The organism is Aquimarina gracilis, assembly GCF_035285365.1.
Taxonomy (GTDB): domain Bacteria; phylum Bacteroidota; class Bacteroidia; order Flavobacteriales; family Flavobacteriaceae; genus Aquimarina; species Aquimarina gracilis.
This window is the reverse complement of sequence record NZ_JAYKLX010000009.1, coordinates 39,485-63,901: the sequence shown is the minus strand read 5'-3', so window position 1 is coordinate 63,901 and position 24,417 is coordinate 39,485. Positions and strand designations below refer to the sequence as shown.

Annotated in this window: 28 protein-coding genes and 1 tRNA gene; 5 read left to right on the top strand and 24 right to left on the bottom strand. The window is 34.8% G+C overall.

Annotation, left to right across the window (positions count from 1 at the left end; translation table 11 throughout):
• Positions 1 to 10: 10 nt before the first annotated feature.
• The 3 genes from U6A24_RS18480 to rbfA form a co-directional block, all read right to left on the bottom strand.
• Complete coding sequence (locus tag U6A24_RS18480) at positions 11 to 655, bottom strand: hypothetical protein (protein WP_324181491.1); 645 nt, start codon at positions 653 to 655, stop codon at positions 11 to 13.
• Between the two features lie 119 nt (positions 656 to 774).
• Positions 775 to 1,977 (bottom strand): ABC transporter permease, encoded by a 1,203-nt coding sequence (locus tag U6A24_RS18475; RefSeq protein ID WP_324181490.1) that lies wholly within the window; start codon positions 1,975 to 1,977, stop codon positions 775 to 777.
• Positions 1,974 to 2,366, bottom strand: a complete 393-nt coding sequence (gene rbfA / locus U6A24_RS18470; RefSeq protein WP_324181489.1) for a 30S ribosome-binding factor RbfA — start codon at positions 2,364 to 2,366, stop codon at positions 1,974 to 1,976. The genes U6A24_RS18475 and rbfA overlap by 4 nt, the downstream gene beginning before the upstream one ends.
• Positions 2,367 to 2,479: 113 nt before the next feature.
• On the opposite strand from rbfA, the gene mce reads away from it, so the two are divergent.
• The 5 genes from mce to U6A24_RS18445 all read left to right on the top strand — a co-directional run bounded on the left by mce (position 2,480) and on the right by U6A24_RS18445 (position 7,149).
• Positions 2,480 to 2,881, top strand: coding sequence for a methylmalonyl-CoA epimerase (mce, locus tag U6A24_RS18465; RefSeq protein ID WP_324181709.1), 402 nt, complete (start codon positions 2,480 to 2,482; stop codon positions 2,879 to 2,881).
• A 55-nt stretch (positions 2,882 to 2,936) separates the two neighbouring features.
• Positions 2,937 to 3,010: transfer RNA gene (locus tag U6A24_RS18460), tRNA-Ile, on the top strand.
• Positions 3,011 to 3,330: 320 nt separating this feature from the next.
• The gene (gene dndC / locus U6A24_RS18455; protein WP_324181488.1) at positions 3,331 to 4,692 is read left to right on the top strand and encodes a DNA phosphorothioation system sulfurtransferase DndC; all 1,362 of its coding nucleotides are present in this window, start codon (positions 3,331 to 3,333) and stop codon (positions 4,690 to 4,692) included.
• Positions 4,689 to 6,773 (top strand): DNA sulfur modification protein DndD, encoded by a 2,085-nt coding sequence (dndD, locus tag U6A24_RS18450; RefSeq protein WP_324181487.1) that lies wholly within the window; start codon positions 4,689 to 4,691, stop codon positions 6,771 to 6,773. Before dndC ends, dndD begins: the two co-directional genes overlap by 4 nt.
• Positions 6,757 to 7,149 carry a DndE family protein gene (locus tag U6A24_RS18445; RefSeq protein WP_324181486.1) on the top strand — a complete coding sequence of 131 codons (393 nt, stop codon included), beginning with the start codon at positions 6,757 to 6,759 and terminating at the stop codon, positions 7,147 to 7,149. The genes dndD and U6A24_RS18445 overlap by 17 nt, the downstream gene beginning before the upstream one ends.
• 2 nt (positions 7,150 to 7,151) lie before the next feature.
• Here the strand turns inward: U6A24_RS18445 and U6A24_RS18440 are convergent, their stop codons facing one another.
• From U6A24_RS18440 to U6A24_RS18340, 21 genes are all read right to left on the bottom strand, one after another.
• A complete protein-coding gene (locus tag U6A24_RS18440) occupies positions 7,152 to 8,969 on the bottom strand; it encodes a DUF262 domain-containing protein (protein ID WP_324181485.1) in 1,818 nt (605 codons plus the stop codon).
• A 2-nt stretch (positions 8,970 to 8,971) separates the two neighbouring features.
• Positions 8,972 to 9,451, bottom strand: a complete 480-nt coding sequence (locus U6A24_RS18435; RefSeq protein WP_324181484.1) for a hypothetical protein — start codon at positions 9,449 to 9,451, stop codon at positions 8,972 to 8,974.
• On the bottom strand, positions 9,451 to 11,643 hold the full coding sequence (locus tag U6A24_RS18430; RefSeq protein WP_324181483.1) for an AAA family ATPase: 2,193 nt from the start codon (positions 11,641 to 11,643) through the stop codon (positions 9,451 to 9,453). Before U6A24_RS18430 ends, U6A24_RS18435 begins: the two co-directional genes overlap by 1 nt.
• A 1-nt stretch (position 11,644) precedes the next feature.
• Positions 11,645 to 11,860: a hypothetical protein gene (locus U6A24_RS18425; protein WP_324181482.1), complete on the bottom strand. Its 216-nt coding sequence runs from the start codon at positions 11,858 to 11,860 to the stop codon at positions 11,645 to 11,647.
• Between the two features lies 1 nt (position 11,861).
• Positions 11,862 to 14,060, bottom strand: a complete 2,199-nt coding sequence (locus U6A24_RS18420) for a DEAD/DEAH box helicase family protein (protein ID WP_324181481.1) — start codon at positions 14,058 to 14,060, stop codon at positions 11,862 to 11,864.
• A 438-nt stretch (positions 14,061 to 14,498) separates the two neighbouring features.
• A complete protein-coding gene (locus U6A24_RS18415) occupies positions 14,499 to 15,677 on the bottom strand; it encodes an antirestriction protein (RefSeq protein WP_324181480.1) in 1,179 nt (392 codons plus the stop codon).
• A gap of 65 nt (positions 15,678 to 15,742) precedes the next feature.
• Positions 15,743 to 16,645: a DNA adenine methylase gene (locus U6A24_RS18410; RefSeq protein ID WP_324181479.1), complete on the bottom strand. Its 903-nt coding sequence runs from the start codon at positions 16,643 to 16,645 to the stop codon at positions 15,743 to 15,745.
• 15 nt (positions 16,646 to 16,660) lie between these two features.
• The gene (locus U6A24_RS18405; protein ID WP_324181478.1) at positions 16,661 to 16,888 is read right to left on the bottom strand and encodes a DUF4248 domain-containing protein; all 228 of its coding nucleotides are present in this window, start codon (positions 16,886 to 16,888) and stop codon (positions 16,661 to 16,663) included.
• Entirely contained in the window at positions 16,875 to 17,072 is a 198-nt protein-coding gene (locus U6A24_RS18400; protein WP_324181477.1) for a hypothetical protein, read from the bottom strand. Before U6A24_RS18400 ends, U6A24_RS18405 begins: the two co-directional genes overlap by 14 nt.
• 2 nt (positions 17,073 to 17,074) lie before the next feature.
• Positions 17,075 to 17,734, bottom strand: a complete 660-nt coding sequence (locus U6A24_RS18395) for a hypothetical protein (RefSeq protein WP_324181476.1) — start codon at positions 17,732 to 17,734, stop codon at positions 17,075 to 17,077.
• An 11-nt stretch (positions 17,735 to 17,745) separates the two neighbouring features.
• Positions 17,746 to 18,744, bottom strand: a complete 999-nt coding sequence (locus tag U6A24_RS18390; protein ID WP_324181475.1) for a peptidoglycan-binding domain-containing protein — start codon at positions 18,742 to 18,744, stop codon at positions 17,746 to 17,748.
• 3 nt (positions 18,745 to 18,747) lie between these two features.
• Entirely contained in the window at positions 18,748 to 19,173 is a 426-nt protein-coding gene (locus U6A24_RS18385; RefSeq protein ID WP_324181474.1) for a hypothetical protein, read from the bottom strand.
• Positions 19,174 to 19,201: 28 nt separating this feature from the next.
• Positions 19,202 to 19,378, bottom strand: a complete 177-nt coding sequence (locus U6A24_RS18380; RefSeq protein ID WP_324181473.1) for a hypothetical protein — start codon at positions 19,376 to 19,378, stop codon at positions 19,202 to 19,204.
• On the bottom strand, positions 19,375 to 20,193 hold the full coding sequence (locus U6A24_RS18375) for a hypothetical protein (RefSeq protein WP_324181472.1): 819 nt from the start codon (positions 20,191 to 20,193) through the stop codon (positions 19,375 to 19,377). Before U6A24_RS18375 ends, U6A24_RS18380 begins: the two co-directional genes overlap by 4 nt.
• Positions 20,147 to 20,512 carry a hypothetical protein gene (locus U6A24_RS18370; RefSeq protein ID WP_324181471.1) on the bottom strand — a complete coding sequence of 122 codons (366 nt, stop codon included), beginning with the start codon at positions 20,510 to 20,512 and terminating at the stop codon, positions 20,147 to 20,149. Before U6A24_RS18370 ends, U6A24_RS18375 begins: the two co-directional genes overlap by 47 nt.
• A 42-nt stretch (positions 20,513 to 20,554) precedes the next feature.
• A complete protein-coding gene (locus U6A24_RS18365; RefSeq protein ID WP_324181470.1) occupies positions 20,555 to 20,875 on the bottom strand; it encodes a hypothetical protein in 321 nt (106 codons plus the stop codon).
• Positions 20,848 to 21,372 carry a hypothetical protein gene (locus U6A24_RS18360; protein WP_324181469.1) on the bottom strand — a complete coding sequence of 175 codons (525 nt, stop codon included), beginning with the start codon at positions 21,370 to 21,372 and terminating at the stop codon, positions 20,848 to 20,850. The genes U6A24_RS18365 and U6A24_RS18360 overlap by 28 nt, the downstream gene beginning before the upstream one ends.
• 19 nt (positions 21,373 to 21,391) lie before the next feature.
• Positions 21,392 to 21,784 carry a hypothetical protein gene (locus U6A24_RS18355; RefSeq protein WP_324181468.1) on the bottom strand — a complete coding sequence of 131 codons (393 nt, stop codon included), beginning with the start codon at positions 21,782 to 21,784 and terminating at the stop codon, positions 21,392 to 21,394.
• A gap of 12 nt (positions 21,785 to 21,796) precedes the next feature.
• Positions 21,797 to 22,429 carry a hypothetical protein gene (locus tag U6A24_RS18350; RefSeq protein WP_324181467.1) on the bottom strand — a complete coding sequence of 211 codons (633 nt, stop codon included), beginning with the start codon at positions 22,427 to 22,429 and terminating at the stop codon, positions 21,797 to 21,799.
• 88 nt (positions 22,430 to 22,517) lie between these two features.
• Complete coding sequence (locus tag U6A24_RS18345) at positions 22,518 to 23,105, bottom strand: hypothetical protein (RefSeq protein ID WP_324181466.1); 588 nt, start codon at positions 23,103 to 23,105, stop codon at positions 22,518 to 22,520.
• 50 nt (positions 23,106 to 23,155) lie between these two features.
• On the bottom strand, positions 23,156 to 24,406 hold the full coding sequence (locus U6A24_RS18340) for a hypothetical protein (protein ID WP_324181465.1): 1,251 nt from the start codon (positions 24,404 to 24,406) through the stop codon (positions 23,156 to 23,158).
• Between the last annotated feature and the right edge of the window lie 11 nt (positions 24,407 to 24,417).

Below are 24,417 nucleotides of genomic sequence, written 5' to 3'. Positions count from 1 at the left end.
TCCTTTTTTATTAAAATCTATTCCCTGATTTTAAAGGTGGGTTTGGATCATGTTCTTGAATTCTAAGCCTGCATTTCTTCTCAATATCAAATACATTTTTGATTTGGGATATATAAATAATGTCAGGTTGAAATTTTCTCGCACCATTCTTACTACTTGTAAATTTTCCTGTTCTCAATTCCAATTCTAAATTGCCGTATCGTCCTTTATTTTTGATTTCAATATTTCCAGAAAATTGTTCCCAATCATTTACTTCTATAGTTCCTTTCCTATATTTTATTAATCTGTTTTCGGTCCCAACAAAGTATCCTCCTTTTTGAAAAAGCATCACTACTGCCCAAAGTAACAATGCCACACCTATTATCAAGAAAAAAACTAAGAACACTATAGGAAACAAAGTGTCTAAACCATCCATTTTGGCAATACCTTCAGGTATAGAATTGACCTCTTTTTTCTTGAATATGGGATTAATTAAACTAATCAATATTGCAATTACAATTACATTCCAAAACAAGGTAAATACTAGAAGACTCATCCCATTTTTTATGGGGTGGTTTCTTTTACCTTTTACAATAAAATCTACTTGTTCTGAGTCTATTACGGTTTTTAGGTCTCGCGGGATATTATTTATATTCGTACTAAAGTTATCTCTCATAGTTAAATAAAATAGATGATAACAGCATAAAATCGTAACACATCATGTGTTTTTTGAAATTAAATATAAACAAGTATTTAGTTTCTTCTCCAAAAAATATGAAAACTGTGTGCTGCTATTTATGCAATTAACTTGGTATTAATTCTACTTGAAGCCAACAACGAAGCCACAAAACCAATCGTGGTTATGGTTAGAAATACAATAACAAAACTAAGCGCGGTAATTCTGGTTGGATAGGGTAGTGACGGAGTAATCATGAGTAACCCGAATTGTTGTTGTAATAAGATAAGTATCAATCCCAAAACGAGTCCTAGTATAGTTCCCAAAATAGTCATGAGAGAGCCTTGAAATAAAAAGATCTTTCTTATGTTTGGTAATGAGGCTCCAACATTGTACAACGTTTTCACATTGTTCTTCTTATCAATAATCATCATAATAATCGCTCCTGCCACATTAAACAAAGCAATTATAGCAATCAAAGTGATAACCAGATACGATACCAGGTTTTCGGTATTTAACATTTTATACAACTTATCATTAAGTTGAAAACGGTTTTTTATAACCACCTGGTCTCCAAAAATTGTATTTAGTTTTTGTAGCGCGATTTCTTCATCTACTTCAGGAGCTAATTTAATCTCGATATGGGTCACTTCATTTTCGGGTATATCCAGCAGTGTTCTCGCTAGATTTGTTGTTGCAAAAATGTATTTTTCGTCCAATTCCTCATTCACACTATATACTCCTACATTTACTACTTTTTCAGATCTAAATGCTTTAGTGATATCGTTTGGAATTCCTTTTCCTGGTTTTGGCACATAAATACTTAGCAAATTTGTATACGTTTGCTCTACTCCCATGCTAAGTTCTCGACTTATTCCATTACCGGCAACTACTTTAAAATCATTATCATCCAACCAGCTTCCATACACCACAATACTATCAGTCTGGATTACCTTATTGTAGTTTACATCAACCCCTTTTATAAAAGCTGTTTTTTGCTTATCACGAAATTCGAGAAACACATGATCTTCAATAATTTCAGAATAATTAGCTATTTCGTCTAGAACATCAAGCTGTTCTCTATGTGTCGCATCAAACGAAAAAGTCTTTCCGCTTGACGGAAAAATTTTAAAATCAGGATCAAAATAAGTAGAAAATTGAAGGCTAAAATCTTTAAGCCCAGCAAATCCTGTAAGTACCAAAAAAAGGGACATTGCTCCAATCACTACACCTGCGGCGGCAATTCCTGTAATAATATTTATAGCATTGCTGCTACCAGGAGAGAATAAATAACGCTTGGCGATGTAGTATGAAAAATTCACTTCTTTTTACGTCTTTCTAGAAGTTCTGGATTTTGAATAGGGTTTTCTTCTCCTTTTACGGCTTTTTCAATATTAGAAATATATTCCAAAGAATCGTCAATATAATAGGACATTTCAGGCATTCGACGTAGCTGATTTTTGGTACGCTGTGCTACCTGATGTTTGATTTGAGATTTTACTGCATTTACTTCTTTCAGCACCTTTTCACCTTCTTCATGAGGGAAAACGCTCATATATACTTTTGCGATCGAAAGATCTGTCGTCACACTTACTTTGGTCACAGAAATCAAAATCCCTTTTACTCCGGCCTCGCGCAACGCATGTTGTATCACATCGGCCACATCCCGTTGTAATACCCCTGCAATTTTTTTCTGTCTGTTTGTTTCCATATATGCAAAAATACATATTAATTGTACTTTTACTCGATAATCGAGATTTAAATACTCCAAGGCTTACCTTGAGGCTGTTTAACAAATAGAGATAAAAGTATATTATGAAGCACATCAACAAAATAGAACACCTAGGAATAGCAGTAAAAGATATAGATGCTGCAAACACTTTGTATGAAAAACTTCTTGGTGTTGCTCCCTATAAACAAGAGGAGGTAAAAAGCGAAGCTGTTATTACTTCATTTTTTAAAGTAGGTGAAAGTAAAATTGAGCTCTTGGCAAGTACACGAGAGGATGGACCTATAGGGAAATTTATTGCCAAAAAAGGAGAAGGAATTCATCATATTGCCTTTGATGTTGATGATATTGAAAAAGAGCTAGACCGACTGGAAAAAGAAGGGTTTCAAATCATTAATAAAACCCCTAAATCCGGGGCCGATAATAAGCTGGTTGCTTTTCTACATCCCAAAAGTACCAATGGGGTTTTGATAGAGCTGTGCCAGGAAAAGAAATAAAATAAAAAATGTTTGGCGTGTATTGGTCAAATCCTTAAATTTGCCGTCCGTTTCGGGTCCCATAGCTCAGCTGGTTAGAGCACCTGACTCATAATCAGGGGGTCCTTGGTTCGAGCCCAAGTGGGACCACTTTGTAAATCAAAGAGTTACGAATGAGAAATTTCGTAACTCTTTTTGTTTTTAGATACTTTGCCCACAATTTGCCCACTTTTTATGGTTTGATACATATCAAAACAGGCTTATTTATAAGTTGTATATATTTCTTTTTAAAATTCTATTTTATAATTAAAGTACTTTGATTCCGATCATTATTTGATTATGTTGGCAGTACAAAAGGATTAAATCAATTATGAGAATAATGTTCATAATTATTTAATAATAAACCTTTCACAGAGTCTTTATTCAGAGACATTTAAATTAATTTTAAAAATATTTTTAGAAACAATACATTGAAAATAAAAAATAAGAAAATAGAAGGGATTATTGAAGAATTAATTGACCAATATGCTTATGCAGATAAATCAGACAGACCTTGGATTATTGGCTTTAGTGGAGGAAAAGATTCAACTGTGCTTCTGACTTTGGTATGGATCGCTTTAAAAAGGATCAAAAAAGACTTACCTTATCCGTTTCAACTAAGAAGGCCAGTTTATGTAGTTTGTAATGACACAATGGTCGAAAATCCTATCATTTCAACTTACGTAGAAGAGGTTCTTTCGAAAATTGAATCTGCTGCTAGGGACCAGGGGCTTCCAATAATTGTTAAAAAAACCACTCCAAAGTTAGAGGAGTCTTTCTGGGTTAATGTATTGGGAAAAGGATATCCTGTTCCTAATAATACATTCAGATGGTGTACAGACAAACTAAAGATCAGGCCTACTTCAAATTTTCTTTTAGAACAGATAGATGAAAAAGGCGAGGCGATAGTACTTTTGGGAACAAGGTATGATGAAAGTGCCACTCGAGAGAGATCAATGCGTAAACACGAAATACAAGGAAAAAGACTTTCTAAACATAATACTAATGCCAACACCTACGTGTATGCACCAATTAAAGAATTGATGTTAGAAGAGGTTTGGTATATTATTAATGCTGTTCCATCACCTTGGGGTTTTGACAATTCAATCCTATTTCAAATTTATGCTGATGCAAGTGCAGATGATTATGAATGTCCTACTGTGGTTACGAATAAAGAGCATTCTTCTTGTGGACAAAGCAGATTTGGATGTTGGACCTGTACAGTAGTTAGGGAAGACAAGTCAATGTCAGCTTTAATTGATAATGGTCAAAACTGGATGAAACCTTTATTGGATTATCGGAATCAATTGTTAGAAGAAAGAAACGTCCATGAGCATCGAATGCCAAAAAGAAAGAATGGACAAAATGCTGTTTCTGAAGATGGAAGAAATTATGGGCCTTATTACGATTGGTATAGAGCTAAAACTCTTAGAAAACTTTTAGAAGTGCAAAAAAACATTCAAAAAGAAAGGCCAAATGTTAATCTTATTACAAATCAGGAATTAATTGCTATTCAGGTGATATGGAATAGAGAGATGATTTTTGATTATAATGTTGGTTCAATTTATAAAGAGGTATTCGATAAAGAGATCAGCACTAGTAATATTAAATCTTTAGATGATACTGAAAGAAGAATTTTAAAAGAAATATGCGTCGAGAATATGTCTTATTATCACCTAATAGATAATTTAATTACGTTACAAGAAACTAAAACGCTCATGCTATCTAAATATGGATTGCATAATGATGTAGAAAATAGGATTGAGAGTTTTGTGAAAGAAATTGAAGAATGAGAATCGATAATATAGTTTTACAAAATTTTAGAATATATAAGGGATTTAATGAAATAGATTTAAGTCCTAAAAAAGATAGGAACATTAGTCTTATTGCAGGAAAAAATGGCTTTGGAAAAACTACTTTTTTAACCTCTCTTATATGGTGCTTTTATGGTAAGTTAATGTCCCAAGTAGAAGATAAATACAAACAGGATATTAGAAATTTTGGAGGTTATGAAGCTTACGTTAATTCACTTTTGAATAGAGATGTAAGAAGTGAAGGAAGTGATAAAAAGTTATCGGTTGAAATTGAATTAGAAGACTTATTCATACCATCAATACCTTGTAAGACTGTAAGTATAAAAAGAGTGTATGATTTTTCTACTTCAGATGAGACAGTCACTATTTTAATTGATGGAGATGAAAATGAACTTACTAAATCCGTTGGTTATGAAGTATTCATCAATGACTTTATACTACCTAGAGAAATAGCTAAATTCTTCTTTTTTGATGCTGAAAAAATAGTTTCTCTTGCCGAAGCCAAATCTAAAAGCGAGTTACGTAGTTTAAGTAAAGCATACTCAGAAGTTTTAGGGATTAAGAAATACGAAGAACTTAAAAAAAACTTGGAATCTTTGTTAGTAAAGCTTAAAAGAAGAGGTGTTTCTGATTTACAACAGGATAAATTAACTACTCTTCTCGAAGAAGAAAATGACCTGGAAAAGTCGATCAGTCATAATCGAGATAAACAACTCGACATAGATAAGCAAGTTGCAATACTTAAATCTAAAAGTGATAACCTCCAAGAAAAACTAATACGAGAAGGAAATTCAATTACACTTGATGAATTGAAAAAATTAAAATCTAAAAGAGATGAACTTAAGCAAGAGTCTATTCAAGTTAAGAATAACCTTAAAAAACTTTTGGACTTAACACCGTTGGTTATAGCTGGTAAGCATCTAAATAATTTAAAACAACAACTAGATTTAGAAAGTAATCTGTTATCTGGAGTATTGAACAATAAGCTTCTATCAAAAGAATTAAAGGCATTTTCAAATAGCATATTAAAAAGTATAAAAACCTTAAACCTGGATAAGTCAATCAATTCTAAAGTAAAAAAAGCTGTGGAGCTTTCTCTGGATAAGAAATTACATGCAAGTGAAAATGATTCTTCTGGGAAAGTTTTATTAGAATTTAGTGAGGAGAGATACAGAGAGTTTGAGGCTATTTTAAACAACATTAAAAGTACCTTTTTAAGTCAATTTAATTCTATAGTAAAAGAGGAGCGTACTAATAGAGCTTTGTTGAGCAGAACAATCAATAAAATTAAGCAAGCTGAAGCACGTAAGGATAACCATCTTGCTAGACAGTTTAGAGATGAAAAAACTGAAACAGATGCTTCAATTGACAGACTTCTTACCGAAAAAGACAAGTTAAATGAAGAGCTAGGTGCTTTAAAGCTAAAGCTTACATCTCATAAAAAAGTACGAGTCGAGTACGAGAAAAATTTTAATCTCGTTGAGACTGATAAGAAGAAGTACGAGGTAACAAAAGTATTATTAGATAAAATTAACAGACTTATTGTTAAGATTAAAGAAGAAAAGAAATATTCACTTCAGAAATCTGTGTCACTAGGCTTGAGTAAACTAATGCATAAAAAGGATTTTATTACTAATGTAAAGGTAAATATTGTTGATGATGTAATGGATATAGAGTTGCTTGACAAAGACAACAATATCATTGATAAGGATTCTTTATCCAAAGGAGAGCAACAGCTATATGCTACTGCATTACTAAAGGCACTAGTTGATGAATCTGGTATTAGGTTTCCAGTATTTATTGACAGCCCATTACAGAAATTTGATAAGTTCCATTCTAAAAACATTATACAGGAGTTTTACCCATCAATTTCCGAACAAGTGGTGCTTTTCCCATTGCTAGAAAAAGAACTATCTGAAAAAGAATATGACTTCCTTAAGCCAAACTTAAGTAAGACATTTTTAATTCAGAATAAGTTAGGTGCTTCCACATTAAAGGCTTTACCTGTAAATGATTTGTTTAAAGAATTTAAAAAGGAAAAAGATGTTTACGCATATTAGAACAAGCAAAGAAAACAGAAATGTAGTAGCCCAATTGACAAGAAAGCTTAATCTAGGTACAGAAAATATAATTTCCAGAATAGCATTAACCTACTCTTTGTCACAAAATAAAAAGTTGAATATAAGAGACATTCAAAACTCTAGTGGCAAGGAATACAGTAGGTCAGTACTATTTGGAGACTATTTAGACTACTATTTAGGTATGATAGCTTTACATTATGATATCCATATTTCGGATAAGGATTTAGGTAAATATGTCAAGCTTCATATTGATGATGGATTACAACTCTTAAATGATGAGATTAACTCAAACAGTAATATAGATGGATTTGATTTTCTTGTTGAAAAAATTGAAAAATCTTTAAGTCTTATTTAACCTTAAACGATAAATATTGCACACGCCATATCCTTTAATAATGTTTTTCTTGTAGCCAATTCAGTAGTAGTCCATTGTGTAAGATTCCCTATTTCAGTATTTAAACCTACAGATGATGCTATAAAGATTGTTCTCTTTACATTAAAAGAGTCATTACTTCCAGCCACATTATCAGTTGGCCCCATAAAGGTTAAATTTTCTAAAGAATTTTTAAAAGGCTCCAAATTATTATCAATATTAGTACCTATAGCATTTCTAGGATAAACGTGTTCAATGGTTGTACTGGCAAAATCATATACTCTGGTTTTATCCATACAAATAGGGTTTCCGCTTGCACCTTGGTCATACCATCTTTTGTAATGCTCTAATGTCATAAGTAAATATTTGAGAGGTTTATTACCTCCGCCAACTTTGTATGACAAACCGTCCAGTGCTGCTCTATATTGTGTTAATGTAACTTTAGAATTCATTAAAATATTCAAATCAGTTCTAAAATCTAAAACATCGTAAGTAGCTGGATTCACTCTTATTAAAAGACAATGTTTATGAAAAACTGTAACAGCTGCCTCTATATGGGCATTGCATAAAACTTTGTATTTGAATAGAAATAATTCTAACACTTGAGTCATTTCAGAGAACTTCCTTTCTCCAAGTTTATATGATGCAAGTAAAATAGGTATGGATACCGTAAGCCCTAATTCTCTAATTAACAAATTCAATCTATTTCTATCCCAAGCAGTAATAGGCCTCCTTGTGTTAGAATATGGCCAGGTACCGGCAGATATTTTTCTTGCTGTTTGAATTTCGTCTAATATTGTATTTGTTGTAGAAAGAATTTGATTGGCTTCTGTGATCGAGATTGAGGCGTTACTATGCTGCGGGTAAAATTTTGAAAGAAAGTCATCAAATAATGAATTTCTGCCCGCTCTTCTACCATCATATGATTGATATATCCATCTTAAAAAATTTTCGGTAGATTTAGACTTATCTTTTAAAATATCATCCCAATAAGATTCTGTAGAATTTTGTTGAGGCTGGAAACCTTCTAATAATTCTAAGGTTTTTGCTCGGAGTAAATCACCTTCAGTTAAACTTTTCCCTCTATCATTCAATACTTGAAATAGCTTATATGCTTCTTGAGTATTGTAGGTAACTATATGAATAATAGAGAAGTCACTATCAATAACTAACTGGAAAATTTCTAAAGAATCTAGTTTGTCAACAATTGATGAAGATGATGGCATTAATGCCTCAATTTTTGATATTAAACTATCGTAAACTAATTTGATTCTTCTATGCGATTCTCTTGAAGGGATGGGGTCCAAACCTCGTATTAAATCTCTAAAGAATTGACTGTCTGCATTAGATAATATTAATGATTCCACCACACGAGTTTGTCTATTAACTTCTTGACTAAACTCAATAAATCTAGTTGTTAATCTATCAATCCTACTTTGAATAATATTTTCATTTACAGTATCTCCTGATGACTTAGTTAGAGCTAATAAATCTCGATAAACTCTAATTACTGCAGCAATTGTTAACACAAAAGTTGCGCATCTTTGTTGCCCATCAACAAGTTCATGTCTTTTTTGATTTACAACACCAGTTACAGTACTTTCTACACTCACCATACCTCCAAAAAAATGATTAATAGGATTTCCACTTCTTCTCCTATTGTATGTCTCTTCTAGATCTTTTAGGTAGTCTTCTAATTCCGGGGATTCCCAAGCATAACTTCTTTGATATTTTGGTACACGGAACATTGGTGAGTTACTGAAAAATGTTCCTACTGCTGCATGTACAGGGTCGACTCTCATATTCAATTTTTATATAAATCAATAAACATATAGTGAGAATTTGATAGCTCACCTTTTTCCCATAGTTCTTCAAGGTACGCTAACCCACCATTTGCATATTCCTCTATTAAGTTTACTATATTAGAAATTACTTTATTAAGCCCTTCTTGTTCCATATCTTCAAGCTCATTCCAATCAATTTGTAAATCATCTGTTTGAGTGAAAATTACCATTAAGAGAAAATCTATGAGAGAAGAATCTCTCTTCCATTTCCCCATTTCTATAAAGTCTTTAGTTAGGTCTCTTGGTGGTAATGGTAATCTTTGTTTTTTCTTTATACCAAGCATCAGAGCATAAATGTAAATTTCATAGTAAGGACCAAATCTGCTGTAATCAGCACTTTTACTACCTTTCTCAGAGAAAGCATCTAAAACCGGTATCCTGCTAACCGCATATCGAGGTCTTTTAAGAAGCAAATTATTTCTAAATTCTTGACTATTCATTATTTTCTTCTCTCAATTTTAGTAGTTCTTTCTATTTGTGGTAACTCTTCATCAACCTCATTTAGATAAAGTGTTTTAATTGTATCGCTTTTTAATAGAGCTTGACCTAAATCGGTTAATTTTCCATCTAGATCCTTATCATATAGATCCTTCACCAAAATGATGCTTTGCGGAAATACATCTGGTATGGCTTCAAAAAAACCTTTGTTAAATGCTTTCCCAAAAGCCGAGAGTGGAGCATCAGCTAATAAAGGATAATTATATTGAGATGTATTAGCCGAAATAATAGCCATAACTACAGCAAATTTTTTCATCCTTTGAAATCCTTCAGAAGCTCCTGAAACTTCATTTCCTAATTCATCTATATAATCTAGTGAAATACCACCAGAAGGAGTTTTTTCAAAGTTTAATACACCTCCTTTAATGTCATTGTATTTTATTAAACCTTTAAAATGATTATTAGCGTGATTTTCTAGAAGGCTTACCATTTCATCAAAAACTCTAGCTTGAGCCTTATTAGTAGCTTCTACTAAATCTTGGCTCATTTCGTAATTGATAGTGAAACCTTCAGGAATGTCCTTTGGCCTTAAGTTAGTTATTTCCTTATCTGTATTAGAGATTTTTGTTTTTAATTCACTAATATTACCTTGTAGTCTTTCAATTCTACTTGAAGCCTGTTCAATTCTTCTAATTGAGCCTTTATATTGGTTAATGATGTTAGAAGTATTATCTACCACTTCAGATTCAGTTCCTGCAATTAGAATATCTTTTCTTCTTGTTTTAAGGGCTTTTAATTCTGAATTAAGCTTATCAAGTCGCTTTTTTAATTCAAGCTCTTTCTCTCGAGTCCTCATAACGCTTTGAGGTATTGCTTCAAACTTATTGAGAAATGGTGATGCATTAATTTGTAGATTACCAAAAAAATCTTCTAAGTCATTTTTCACAAAATCCTTTTTAGTATTTGCTTCGTTTGGTCTATTCTTTAATTTTAAAAAATAGTTATGAGCATCAGAACCTTTTTTAGCTGGTCTATTGCAGACATGGCAATGTTCACTTTCTATCATTTGTTGAAGTGTCACTGCATCCGGTGAGTCTGATGGAAGTATTGTGAAATAATCGTTTGGATTTTCTGTGGCATTTAATAATGCTCTTTTCTCATACCTCTTTTGTCTAAAGTCTTTGATTTTATTTTTAAAATCAATTACCGATTGTTCAAACCCTAATGAAATCCAGGAGAACCCTCCATCAAAAAATCTGCTATTTATTCCTTCTAGAAAATTGTCATAATCTTCTTTAACCCCTCTTAAAACTTTACTTTTTTGAGAAATTTTATCATCTAGCTCTTTTCTCTTTTCAGCATTTGCAAAGTTCTGCTCTAGGTCATTTTTTTCTTGCTCAGCTGTTTCATATAACTCTTTTTGAATATTAAGCTTTTCAATTTCTTGACTTAACTGATCTTCAAGAGATTTTTTCAATTCTATTGCTTTTTCTAGTCTATCATTATGATCACTAGTAGATTTAGTTTGCTTGTTAAGGTCATTGTAAGCCTTAGAAGAAATATCCTGAACAATTTTTGCAATATCCTCATACTTGCTAATATTGGTAAGAGTCTTTACCGCATCTTCAATGCTAGACTTTTTAGTAAAGTCGATCATTTTGTCAACCTCTTCTCCTTGGAAGAAAGAATATTGTCTTAAAGTTGGAAGTATAAGTTGATTGATCACTCTATACTTTTCTTCTACATCATAAATAGGCTTGTACTTCGGTAAAACATGATCTGTTTTATCTACTTCGACATCATTTAGGGTTATCTGCCAACTATCAAAATCTGATAACTTTTCTGCAATTCTAGTAGCTACAAATGATTTTATGATTTGAAACTTATATCTACCAGTGGAATATTCTATTTTGATTCCAGTTTCTATAGATTCACCAATGGATGTTTCATTTTTAGCCTTATCAGAGATAATTTTTACAGCAAAGTCTTTTACAGGATAAGTTTTTTTATCATCAGAATTAAGCACCGTATCATAAAACAGCCATAAAAAGGCATTGAAAAATTTTGATTTACCCGCTCCATTATCGGCTACTACAATATTTACACCTTCTTCAAAATCGTACTTTGTAGTATCATAATCTCCATAGTAATTGAAGAAGTTCTTAAATGAAATACTATTTATAATTGATGCCATATTAACCTATATTATGTGCTTTTTTTATTTTTTTATAGATCATAGAGCTATTCAAATGATTGTCATTTTCATTGATAATAATTGATAGTACTTCCACAATTTTTTTATTATATGGTGCACTAGTAGTAAGTTCTTTTAACTCACTTTCCGTTATGTTATATTTTTGCATCAAATTCGGGTCAGACAGAATCTCTCTAAGTATATTATTTCTTTCCATATTATAATTCGTTTATAATGGTGTCTAAATCTAAATTGTATTTTCTACACACATTTATCAATGTTTCTTTTGAATCATAAAAATTCATTGATAAACTAGAAAAATAAGCCACTCTATTTAACTCATTTTTTACTAGGTTTCTTCCTATACTAAATAGTTCATCAGCTTGTTCTTCTAATTTAGGAATGACTACCATATCATATATAGTTGCATAAGTTTTGTCTTTGTGTTTCCTTAATAACCTACCTCTTCTTTGTATAAACTGCCTAGGGTTACCTGTACTACTTGCAAATATTCCTACTTCAGCTCTTGGTACATCAACACCTTCATCTAACATTTTCATAGCAAAAAGTATTTCTATCTTCCCTTCTTCAAAGCCTTTAAGAATATCACCTAAATCTTGGTCTTCAGAAGTATAAGAGTTCATTTTTATATCTGGAAAATCTTTATGTACTCTTTTCAAGTATTCATTTAATATTTTTGTTGATTCTCCCTCTTCATTATTTGTATAACCTTCAGGAATATATGCGAAGACATATTTGTCTTTATTAGTTTTTCTTAACTCTTCAACAATAGAGCTAAATAGATCTATTTTGTTGTGGGCTTTGTGAATTATATTTTTTCTTCTAAGTAGCAGGATTTCTACCATTGGATCATCTCTAAACACGCCATTTTTGAAGTCAAAATATTTTAATAGGCGTTTAGAAATTATAGTGTACTCTTCAAGCTCTTGTTCTGTTAACTCAACAATTATTGGATAGTATTTATAACCTGTCAAAAAACCAAGTTCTAGTGCTTTTTCCATACTGAAATTATAAGTATATGGAGGAGAGTCATTAAAAAAACCATCTATTGCAAGGGTTCCTTCAGGATCATAAATCCTTTTAAATGTTGCTGATAACCCTATTTTCTTTTTAATATCAAGGTTAGTTAGTTTACTTTTTATGTTGTTAGCTCCCATGTTATGAGCCTCATCGGCAATTAGAAGAAACTCGTTTTGTACTTTTTTGTATAACTTCTGAAATCTATCTAGAGTAAAACTTCCATAAGTTGAAATTATAACCAAGTCCTCTTTTAAACCCCAAGAAAAATTACTACAATAATTTGCAAGGTCTTTCTCCCAGTTATTTCCTCCCCCAACTTTTAGAATATTCCTAAAATTAAATGACTTCACTTCATCTTCCCATTGGTTAAGTAATGCAATAGATGGAACTAGGATTAAAGCCCTATAGAAATTTTTCTTACTATATAAATTCAAAAGGCAATTAAGAGAGGTAATCGTTTTACCTGTACCAGTTGCCATCGCAAATACACCTGAATAGTTATTTTCTACCCAAGCATTGTATGCATCTTTCTGATAATCTCTTGGACCTTGTGTAAAAGGAAATCTGGGAGTGGTGGCAATCTTATGAAGTTTTTCTTTAAATCTTTCTCTTTTTTTATGAATAATTTTTCTGACTTTATCACTATATCTTCCATTAGACAGACTCAGTGAATCATCTAATAAGTCGACAATATCTTTGTTTTGGCCAATCTTATTGATAATTACTTCTATTTCTTCTCTGGCAATATAACTGTAGCTAGTATGCTCTCTATTGATAATTAAATCAAATTTTTTCCTCTCATCTTTAATTATAGCTTTTGAAACATCACTAATCCATGGAGCATTTACTTGAAAGCTTTCTGCATTTTTCAATAATGCTGGTAAAGTAAAGTTTATACTACCTTCAGTAGTTAAGTAATCTTGTCCATCAAATAATATCATTTTTTTGCAATGCGATAGGTCAACCCCATTAAACTTAACAGGAACAATCTCCAATCTATCATTGTTCAGTAAATATTTTAAGCAATCAAAAAAGTGTTTTCCTTCTTGGCTTAAATTTTTTTCAAGCTCTTCCAAGTCAGAGAAGATGTCAATTACTTTGTCTTCATTTGATAAAGAAGTATTTTCGATAAGGTTTCGATAATCTGAAAGGCTATAAATATGGTTGGTTACTATTCTGATTTTTCCTCCACCATAAATAAACTCTGCAAGGCTTTTTGATAACACTTTTATGGCATTGGAGCTAAAGTATCCTAGTAGTAAGTCTATTGACTTGCTGATTGGAAATGTCTCTTCGTAAAACTCAAGAGGTATATGTTCTGAATCAGAACTATACTTATAGGTTGGAGGAAAATTTATATCTCTAAATATTGTCATGCTCGATTTTACGAATAACTTTAAATGATTTTAGTCATTTACATTCCAAACCGATTTAACGAACATCTTTTTCTGTTTTTATTTTTTCAATCATCTGAAAAGATGATAAAAGGAGGTCTTTAGTCAACCAAACACAGATGGGGTAAAAAAAAAGTTAAGTTAAATCCAGAAAACTAATTTATGAATCCTTAACATAAAAACATATTTTAAAAGGGAATTTTTACTCTTGGATAAAGAGTTTTTCAGGAAATTTCATCTATAGATGTGTTCAGATATAGATAAGCATTACCTTTTTTCACATATTCAATTTTACCATCCTCTCTTAAATGCATCAACTTACATCCAGAAATTTTTAAAGCCTTTTTGGTTTCTTTGCTACTTAGATATTTAGAGTTTTTAGTATTCATTATTTCTTTAGTCACAAAAAGACATGAAAAATTACATTGTTACTTTATCACTAGATAGGTTATACTTAATCCCAGTAAACCCATAACGATTTTTAGTCGCCACTGCATAATTATTTTTAAAAGTATCATCTACTTTAACGACTTTAATATTAATCCCTGCATCAAAAAGCGGTGCTGTACCACCTCGTATAGTTTTTTGGGTCGTTCGCTGGAAAATGACAATAAAAATGGTACTTGGATGTTGTTTCCGTAATCGATCAAAATCTTGGGAGGGTAAACCTGTTTTGTTCCAACTATCAATAATGATAACATTAAAATCTTTGGCCGCTTTAGAGATGGTTTTATACCCTTCGGGCAATTGATCGGAGATAAAGATGTTATTTTGATTTTTGGGTTGTAAGTATTCCTCTTTCATACGTGTGATTAGATCCGATCGACTCCCAATCTCTAAAGAAAAAATGGCAATTCGATTTCCAATTTCGGCAAAGGCATCCGCCAGTTGATAGGCAAATCTTGTTTTCCCACCACCTTGGTCACCTTCAATGGTGATGGCCAATTCATACTGTTCTAAATCACCTAATAATTCTCCTAAAGCTCCATTAAGTTTAAATGCATTTGTCGAACGACTTAAAGGTTTTGCATTTATTGGAGAGAATAGACTTGGTGTAATTTCCTTGATTACCATTTTGCCCAACTCCTGATTCGAATCGGAAGAATCAGATTGATTTTTTAGCATCTTTCTAAGCTCTCTTAACCATTTTCTATTAATCACAACTTTAACCTGTTCTTCTAAAATGAGGTTGTTGTGTTGTACAATCAATTTCTCCTGGATCTGCATCAGGTGATCTGCAGCTGGAGAATCTTTACTAATTTCTTTTTTTGAGATCGCTTTTTGTAGATCAAAAATATACTGTTTAAGTTTATCCCTAGATTGTACGGTTCTATGCATCTCAAGAAATCGTTTTATGAATTCCATTTCTATAACCGATACTCCATCTAAACTGATTTGCTTCTTCTCTTTAGGTATATGAGCATTTAATTTATCAAGGTAAATATCGATCGTTTCTTTGATAAGTGGTTCGGTATGATAAAAATCCTTGGCATCCATCAAAAACTGATGTCCTTCCTGTAAAATTTTAGGTAGTTTATGTATTTCTATAGTGGTGATTGCTTGAGGGTAGGTATCTAAGGTTATAGCTTGTTTTTCCATACAACAATACTACCTAGTGCAACCATATCGCTTTCGAGATTGTTCTGTTTCGTTCTGGTTAAGATCTAATTTTGCAATCGTAATTTTAAGGCTCTGGACCTTATCATCATTCTATCTAACTCTGGGATACCTGATAAGTTTGATATCTTCTTTTCGATATTATAATTGGCGGTTAGCACTTCAGTTTTCTTTTTATTGGTTTGTTTGGTTACCGCGACTTTCTTTTCTATAGCATGTTGATCCCATTTGTGTTTTTTCTTATAAGTATCCAAAACTTCAGAAGGGTAACTACTTAATAAAAACTTTCCCTTTATCTTACTTAAAAGCTCCAATAGCTCTATAAAATCCTTTTCTGTATATCCTTTATAATGACCCATGTCTGAATTAAAATAGGGAGGATCCACATAAAAGAAGGTGTCTTTGGTATCTCGACTTTTAATCACGGTAAGTGCATCATTGCATTCGATATCTACCAAATCTAGTCGATCACAGATCTCGTTGGTAAAGGCTCGTTTTTTATTGAAGATGGTTTTAGACACTCCGTTAGTTTTCTTTTCATAAGCATATCCTCCAAATATCCGTGCTGAAAAACTCATATTGGTTTGCACCCAAAAGGCCCAAGCTCTTTTGATTTTATCTTTTTCATCCTCACCCTTTAGAATAGCTGCAGCTTCTTTGTGAAGTTTTCTGCTATGAGGAGTAGCTTGGATTAAGGTATTCAGTTTAGAAAAATTCTGTTTACATACCTGGTAGAAATTAACCACATTGCCATTCAAATCATTGATTACTTCTGCAGAGCTTTGTTCTTTGGCAAAAAAGACAGCGCCTCCACCTACAAAAGGTTCGCAATATAAATTATGCTCAGGAATTAACGATAATATAAGTTTAGTTAATACTTGTTTGCCTCCATAGTATGTGATTGGAGTTTTGGTTGTTTTGCCAGGGCCATTTAATGGAGATATAATCATAACTGAATTTCGGTTTTAAGGCTCTCCCAACCGTTCAAATAAAAATCTTACTACCTCAGGCCGTAGGAGTTTGGTACTTTTTTTATAGCCAAATTGATGTAACTCTTCCAAGTAGGTATGGATCCAAGAAGAGAAAGTCTTCGTACAGACATTATATAAAGCTGCTAGTTCATATTTATAATACGCTCTGATTTTGGTCGGTTGTTCACCTTCAAAATAGATTGTTGTATTAGAATTTTTCATAACTATTCCCAATTTGTTTTTGTTCTTCTGTTATCAATTCTTCACCCAATACACTTCCTAAAAAACCACCGATCAGAATAAAAGGGTAGGTTTCTTTAGGCGCATATTTCTTGGCTACTATAAAACCAAGCATACTACCCATTAATGCTAATCCTGCTTTCTTGGTATTTTTGGATAATCTCATCTTCAGTTCAAGCGATTTATAACTAATAATCCTCCTCCAGCGATCATTGATCCCCAAGCTATCTTTTGTAACCTCCTTCTTCGTTCATCTCTAAAATCCACTAAGGTTACCGTGAAAGAGTTTCCATATCGTTTTTGATGTTCTATAGTCAAATTCATAAACAGATTATAATCTTCAGCATTTGCAAATACTAAACACCCTGCAGAAAAATTATCAATCACTTTGGTGGTTCCTTGTTTTCTGGCTCGATGGATATTGATGCCAAACCTTCCTCTATCTTCTATTCCAGATTCGAACCATTTAAACAATCCCTTCCGCTTGTAATTTCTGATCACATTTACATCCTTTTTCTGTACCAAAGCAGGATACACCCCTCGATGTAATCCAATACCAAAAGCATTTTGATATTGTCCTTTTTTTAGAAATGCTGTGCCTTGTGGATGTATTGGATGATCCAACCAATACTGCCCTGGATCTGTAGTGGCTTTGAAAATATGATACACCCATTTTCCTTGATCATTGGTATAGAACACATGAATCTCATCATCAAAATGATTGCTACGCACAAAGCGACTACGGTACCCTACAATATTTAGTTGATAAGGTTGCCGATAGATTTGATACTTTTTACTTCGTAAAATCTGTAGGCTTTTGGATAGCATCAATTCATGATTTATAGTACACTCACATTTTGAGCAGGGGCAAATACGGTCTCTCCCGATTGTGTTAGGATCTGAGTAGTTCCGTTCTTTATCCCAGTGATATATCCAATCACGGTTTGGGGTAATACTTCGGGGACAATAAAGGTCCCATCTTGCGATTTCAATAGTGTAGGTTTCCTAGCGATGGCTAAATTCCATTCATTCTCTATTTGGTCTTCTACCGAATCAAAATCTTCAATCCCATTAAGATTTGGAACAAACCATATACCTCTTGTGTTTTGTTTGAGGCCCATTCTTCGAAATTCTGCCCTGATCTTTACCTTCTCTAGTTCCTTCCTTTTAAAAGCCACACTTAATAGTGCATTGACCAGTGAAGTTACGCGTACCCCTAAGATGCGAACGTTTTGAAAAAAGGTACTCACCTGGCGATATTGATTTACATTTTGGATTTTCTTTAATCCATTTAACACACCAAATAAGTTTCTCTTATTGGCCGCTCCTATAATCTCGTTGGCAATCATCCCAGGATTAAACCCGGTAGTGTTTTTTGTTTTTCCCACCAGACTCGTAAACTGACTTTGGGATATTACTGATGGAAGGCCTGCTGCTCGTAAAGCGCGTTCAGTTCCTCTACCAAAAATCCCATCGGGTTGCCCGGCTCGTAAACTGGTTTCTTTGATGATCAGCGCTGCTTGACCTCCTTTTTGTAAAAGTGCGTTTTGTACCATTTGCACCAATGATCCTCTAGCTCCCCTGCGTAATGGGAAACTGCCTGAGGAGGCCACCGGAAGTATAGGCTTGGTCACAATATCCCTTGGTGTCGGAATGGGTATCGGTTCTTGTATACTTCGTTGCTGTGCCTCTCGGTTTCTAAAGAAATTAAAAGCCAAATATCCCCCGCCTAACAAGGCAGCAATCCCTAAACCAAACATCACGTATTTCTTTTGGGAATCCTTCTTTTTTGTTGAGTTCTTTATAGGTCGTTTCTTAGGTATCGTTTGTTTTTTCATCATTTATCGTTTAGCATGTATGATCTCTTGAGCGATGGCAAATTCCTGGGTACTTAGTTCATTTTTTAAATCACTAGCAAGGTTCTTTCCGAACAGATCTTTATAGGCTCGTTGTACTCTTCGCATCATGGATGTATTTGGAATTTGCTCCAGCGTTCTATACACCGCTTCTTCATCGGTCCCCCAACCAAAGGCATTATCATTTTCAAAGGCCATGTTAAGTTGGGTAGCAAAAGATGCCGGGTTGCCTTCTTTCAAAATCTGACCTTCCCTGATGTTTCTTTTAAACGAACGCCAAATCGCTCTTCCGGCAAAGAATACTCCTAATCCCAAAGCTGTGGATAATACAACTGTCGTTACCTTAGAATTTACCTTGACTTTGGGTTTATTCTTTATTGCCTGCACTGCTAGTGCTGTGGGAAGTGCCATAGGGTATCTTTTTTAATTCGTCTTTAGGCTATGCCAGTTTCATTTTTACCAGGTTTCTAATAAAGGCATCATTCAAAAACAGCTGCTCCATCTTGATAATACCTCTAGCTTTAAAATGTTTGTTCATCGTCTCAAAAGCCTTTTTTACCTGAATTGCTTCTGCTTTATCTTTTACCTCTATGTTTACCGTAATGGGTGTGATCATTGTTTTTCTTTCTTTTGAAGTTGTAGTATATAATAGGCTACTTTCTGAAGTAGCTGATCGTCCTCTTGGATTTGCTCTGCCAATTGCATCATAAGTTGCATTACCTGTTCAAATTGTGCTTCATTAAACACCTCTGTAAGGTGATTTAATATTTGAAGCAAATAGTCCTTATCCTCTTCATTGTTATTTATATTGGTGCCATGGGCACCGAGGCCTAGGCTTCCTAGTGTTCCTGCAATCCCTTTCATTTGATTGGGGTACTGTTTGGCTAATCCAGAGATAGCACCAGGAAGCAAGGCCTTGCCTAATTCAACCAATCCTAATTTTTTGACCAAAGCTTCAATCTCCTCTTGTTTGGCTTCCGTTTCTTTGTTTGATTTTTCCAGCTTCTCTTCTAATGCCCTGATCTCCTTTTCTTGTTGAGTGTTCTGTTTCTTCAGCGCCTCAAAATCTCGTTTCATCAGCTCGTCCTGGAGCATCGCATGCACCTTTTGATTCACGCCACTTAAGGTTTGCTGATTGGTTTCTGAAATCTCCTCCAGCTTATTCTTTAAACTTTGATTCTCCAGCACCAATCGTTGAATCGTCAGTTTATCTTCTACCATAGGTAGATCATTGGTTCGATTCGGTACTACAGGCAATGCCTTTACCTGAGATTCTTGTGGATCCGGTTTTAAAACCGCCAACTTACTTTGGGCGGTACTGAGCTTGTACTTTACATACGCACTCTCGTTATCAATTCCCAATCGGTCCATCTCCTGGTACTGCTCATCGGTTAGTCTCACCGATCCCGGTTTTCGTTGTCGTGCTTCCATCGTCTTTGGTTTTTAGAATCACTTGTATAAATCGTATCGTTCTCTGGTATTTTCGGGTATTGATAATCTCAATCCGATCTCCATGTTCATGGCTGTTTTCGGTGATCCCCTGGGTGTACCAATTGGTATACTTTCCGTAACTGGATTTTACTATCAGTCCCCAGCCGATATAGGTGACTAACCATAATTCATTATACGCTTGGAACTTCAAGGCTCCATTTGGAGGAATGATAAACTCCCGATATACAATCCGATACTGATCATATCCTCTTTCCTTGGCTCTTCTATCAGCGTACTGCAAAGCAAAATCTTCTTTCATTACTCAAAGTGTGTTTTTACTTTTTCATTTTCAATTTTACATTTATAATTTTTCCGGCGCTTCCTCTACCAGGAGCCATACCGTCACCTCATAAGGATACTGTGCTTCTCCCTGGTCTTCAAACGTGGCTGTGATATAATCGGTATTACCCGTTTCTTCTACCGGGTGTACCTTATATTGTTTTGTGGGATGCTTAAAATCTACAAACTCATCAGTAACTTTTTCTAGTTCCTGCAGGTCCATATTGGAAAAGCTATCCGTAGCATGTACTTCCTGTTCGCTATAGAACAATCCTCTTTTCTGAAATAATGATAAAACTCCTAAGACCATATCGGTTATGTTTCTGGGGTATATGTAATCCATGCAAATCCGTTCAAGCGCTCACTCCATAAATAATAGGGTATAGGATCGCATTGTCCGGGGTATTGTACATCTACTTTTAGAGGATCATTTAATTGCTCCACAAAATCAGCTTCAAAGAGATAGGGAAACTGATCGGTAACCGGATGGGCATAATACCACCACCAGGTAGTATTGATACCTATGGATTGAATGCGAGCATCTGGGGGATACACACTAGTATACTCTTGCCCTTCTTTGATTTTCAAAAAACGAGTATCCGTTACTTGAGCATCGGTAATTCCGTAATACAATCGGTTAGGAACTGGGACATCACTACAAGCATTCACTTTGTTGGTGGTGAGCATCCCAATCACGGCATTGGAAGTAAAAGGAAGTTTGGCCTCGGCGTTTACATACTGGTTTTCCCTAGTTATCTTAAATTGTATGGGGACAAACTTCCTGCGCACTATAACCGCTTTCGTTTCCCTTTTATTGCCCATATGAATCTTACATTTCATTTTTTAACTTTTCATGCCACTATGTGGCCTCTTGGATTAGTACTACAAGACTTACCTGGTAGCCGTCTTCAAAAGGGGCTTGGGGATGCTCCTTATCTTCAAATCGTATTTTCACCAACAGATCGCCCGGTAATACCTCTCCCAAATCAAAGAATCGTTCTCGTGGCGCAACGCTTACCGAAGCCATAAGGATCTTACTATCAAAACCATCTGGAAACAGTTCTTCACCACCAATTTCAATCCGTTGACTTCCTCTATAGTAAAGCTTGTCTGGGTGGTCCGATATTAGCTGTAATCCCTTCACGATTTTGGTATGCTTAGGGAGTTCCAGGTTATCGACCGTTACCAGGCCATTCGCTTTGGTAACTTGAAAAGGAAAGGTAATCCGAGTTTCTTTGGTTTTCTGTTCCATAAATTACCTTTTTTATGCTGGGATGGTTACCGTTCCGGCCAATACCACTTTGATGAGTGCCTTCTCTGGAGCATCTTCCCCCAATTCGATATTGAATTCGAATTCTTCATCGTCTCTAATAAATCGCGGGCTTTCCAGGTAATAAGTTCCCAGGTTACTCATTAGATTGTTATCGGTTACGAACTCCTGCATGGGGCGTTCGTCAATAATGGTCTTTTTATTGGCCACTAGAGAAAAGACACCATTTTGTAATCCAGCTATTTTCTTGATACTTCCAAAATCCGTTTGCTTGATCACTCTTTTAAGTTGGGAATCGCTATCCGGAAGATCGCCTTCAATCTCGGCTGCTAACAGGATGATGCGATTACACAAAAACAAGCGATCTTTCTGCAGCTTGGCTTGGGTGACATTGGTAATTCCGATCTCCTTGGCATCCTGGGTTTCAAACATATCGATATTGGCACGGTTTCCAGCAAATTTGATGGAGTAGTAGGCTGCATCGGCTAGCTGTAGTCTTCCTTCTTTAATATCCATGGCCACTTTGACCATAGCCGGATCGTGTTTTTTGGCTTGATCTCTAAGTGAGATATGTGCATTGACAATCTCTAAAAATTGAGACCTGGAACTTTTTATCATTGTTTTCATTATAATTAGTATTAAGTAGTTAGTATTGAGTAATGAGTAGTAAATCTTTCTAGTACTTTGTACTGTGTACTTAGGACTTTATACTACTCTACGCTACTGCGTTGAGTTCGGTGATGTCTTCTGCTCCGTTTAGGGCTTCGATATCAATATTGCCCATGTCTTCGATATCTGTTCCTTCTATAAATTCTTGTTGAATATCGGCTGTAGGTAGTGGTTCTCCTGCTTCAATCTTTTGGATGATCTTATCGACCTCCTGGGTATCAAAATCACCCTGATCTACCATTTCGGATCCCATAAAGACTAGCGGGCGATCTTCGATATTACCCAAGGATAACTTTTGAGCTAGTGATGGAGACAGTTTGTCCAAGTATAGCTTTTTACCAATGGCTTTTAATGAAGTAACTGCTCTGTCTTTGGCTTCTTCCATGTCATCTTTAACCCCATCAATTCCTTGAGTGGTTTGTGCGTCTTTGGATCGCGCCATTCCTGAGAAGGCCATCGTAGCTCCGGCGGTGGTAATCCAGTCCTTTTCGTAATAGGCGCCTCCGAAAATGGTCAGTACTCCTAGAACGAGGGAATGCCTGCCTACGTAAGATCCAGCGACCATCCCCAGTACGCCAGAGCTTAGGTGTTTTCCTACTTGCAGTAGGCTATCTTTTGCATTTGCTTTTTTCATGATAAAGTTTGATTTGTCATTTCCGCGAAGGCGGAAATCCATGTTGATTTCTATAATATTGCTTTAGCTACTAATTTTTCTGGAGCTTTTTTCTTTCGTGTTTTTTTTCTGACAATGGTATGTCCCTTGGTAAATCTTCCTAAGGCATCTCTTCCGTTGGTTTTTGACTTTTTGGAAACTCCCGAAATGGGTTTGCTTGATTTTTTGTTCGATCGCATGGCAATCACCACGCCGCCTGCAGCGACCAATCCCACCGCTCCTATAAGTAATGGAGTTTTGTTTCGCTCGATCCAGGAAGTCTTTCCTGTAGCCGTACTAGTCGTTTGATTTCTCACCACACGGTTTTGCGTGGTGACTGTAGGAATCCCTCTATTTCTTCTTGAAAAGGGAGAAGATCTAAACGAGCTTCTTGACACACTCGATCGAATGGGTGTATTTACTCTTGGTGGTGGTAATGCAGGCACCGATCTTCGTGGTTTTTGAAACAACGTTTGCGCTTGCTGTTTTACCTTTTGGGCCTGGCCAAAGATATTCCCAATCTTATTCAGTACCGTTGAAATACTGGCCACAGCACCACTAGCCGCTGCCATAGCAGGTCCTGTGGCTACGGCTCCCAATCCATCGACTTGTACTTCATTGTTTAAAAAGGCTTCAAAGGTATCCAGGTCGGATTCTACTACGAACTTCTCAAAAGGATCATTAAATAGATCAGGTTCATTATCAATAGTCCCTAAGCTAAAACCACTGAGCGGTACTTTTCGGTCTTTGTTTCCTTTTCCTTTTAAGATGGCTTTGCGAAGGTTTCGGCCTCGTCCCCCTGCTAGTCGGTAGATTTTTTCGGCTTTAGAAACTGCTTTTTTAAGCTTGCGAAACTTGCCCATATCGATTCCCATCTTCTTGGCTTGAGCTTCACTTAGATATCCAAATCGCAATCGACTGGCCACTTTCATTAAATTGGCTTTCATGGCTAACAAAAATCCGTTTCGTAAAAGGATAGTAGCCGGGTTTACAAATCGATTAAAGGTGCTCACCACAGGTTTGATGACTTTTCTACCGATGTTTTTGGTAAATTTCTTAAGACCTCTTCCTATTTTTCGAAAGAAACCATTCAACCCATCAATGACATAGATGTTTTCTTCGGCATCGGCATACAAGACCACATTGCCGTCTTCATCCAAGATCTCATAAGCAATCTCTGGGACATCATCGATGCCTTCAAGCATGAGCTCGGGTTGTGCATCCATCACTTCCATATGATCTATTCCAGAGGCATCCAAGCCGTCTAATCGATGTAATTCCATAATTCTTTATA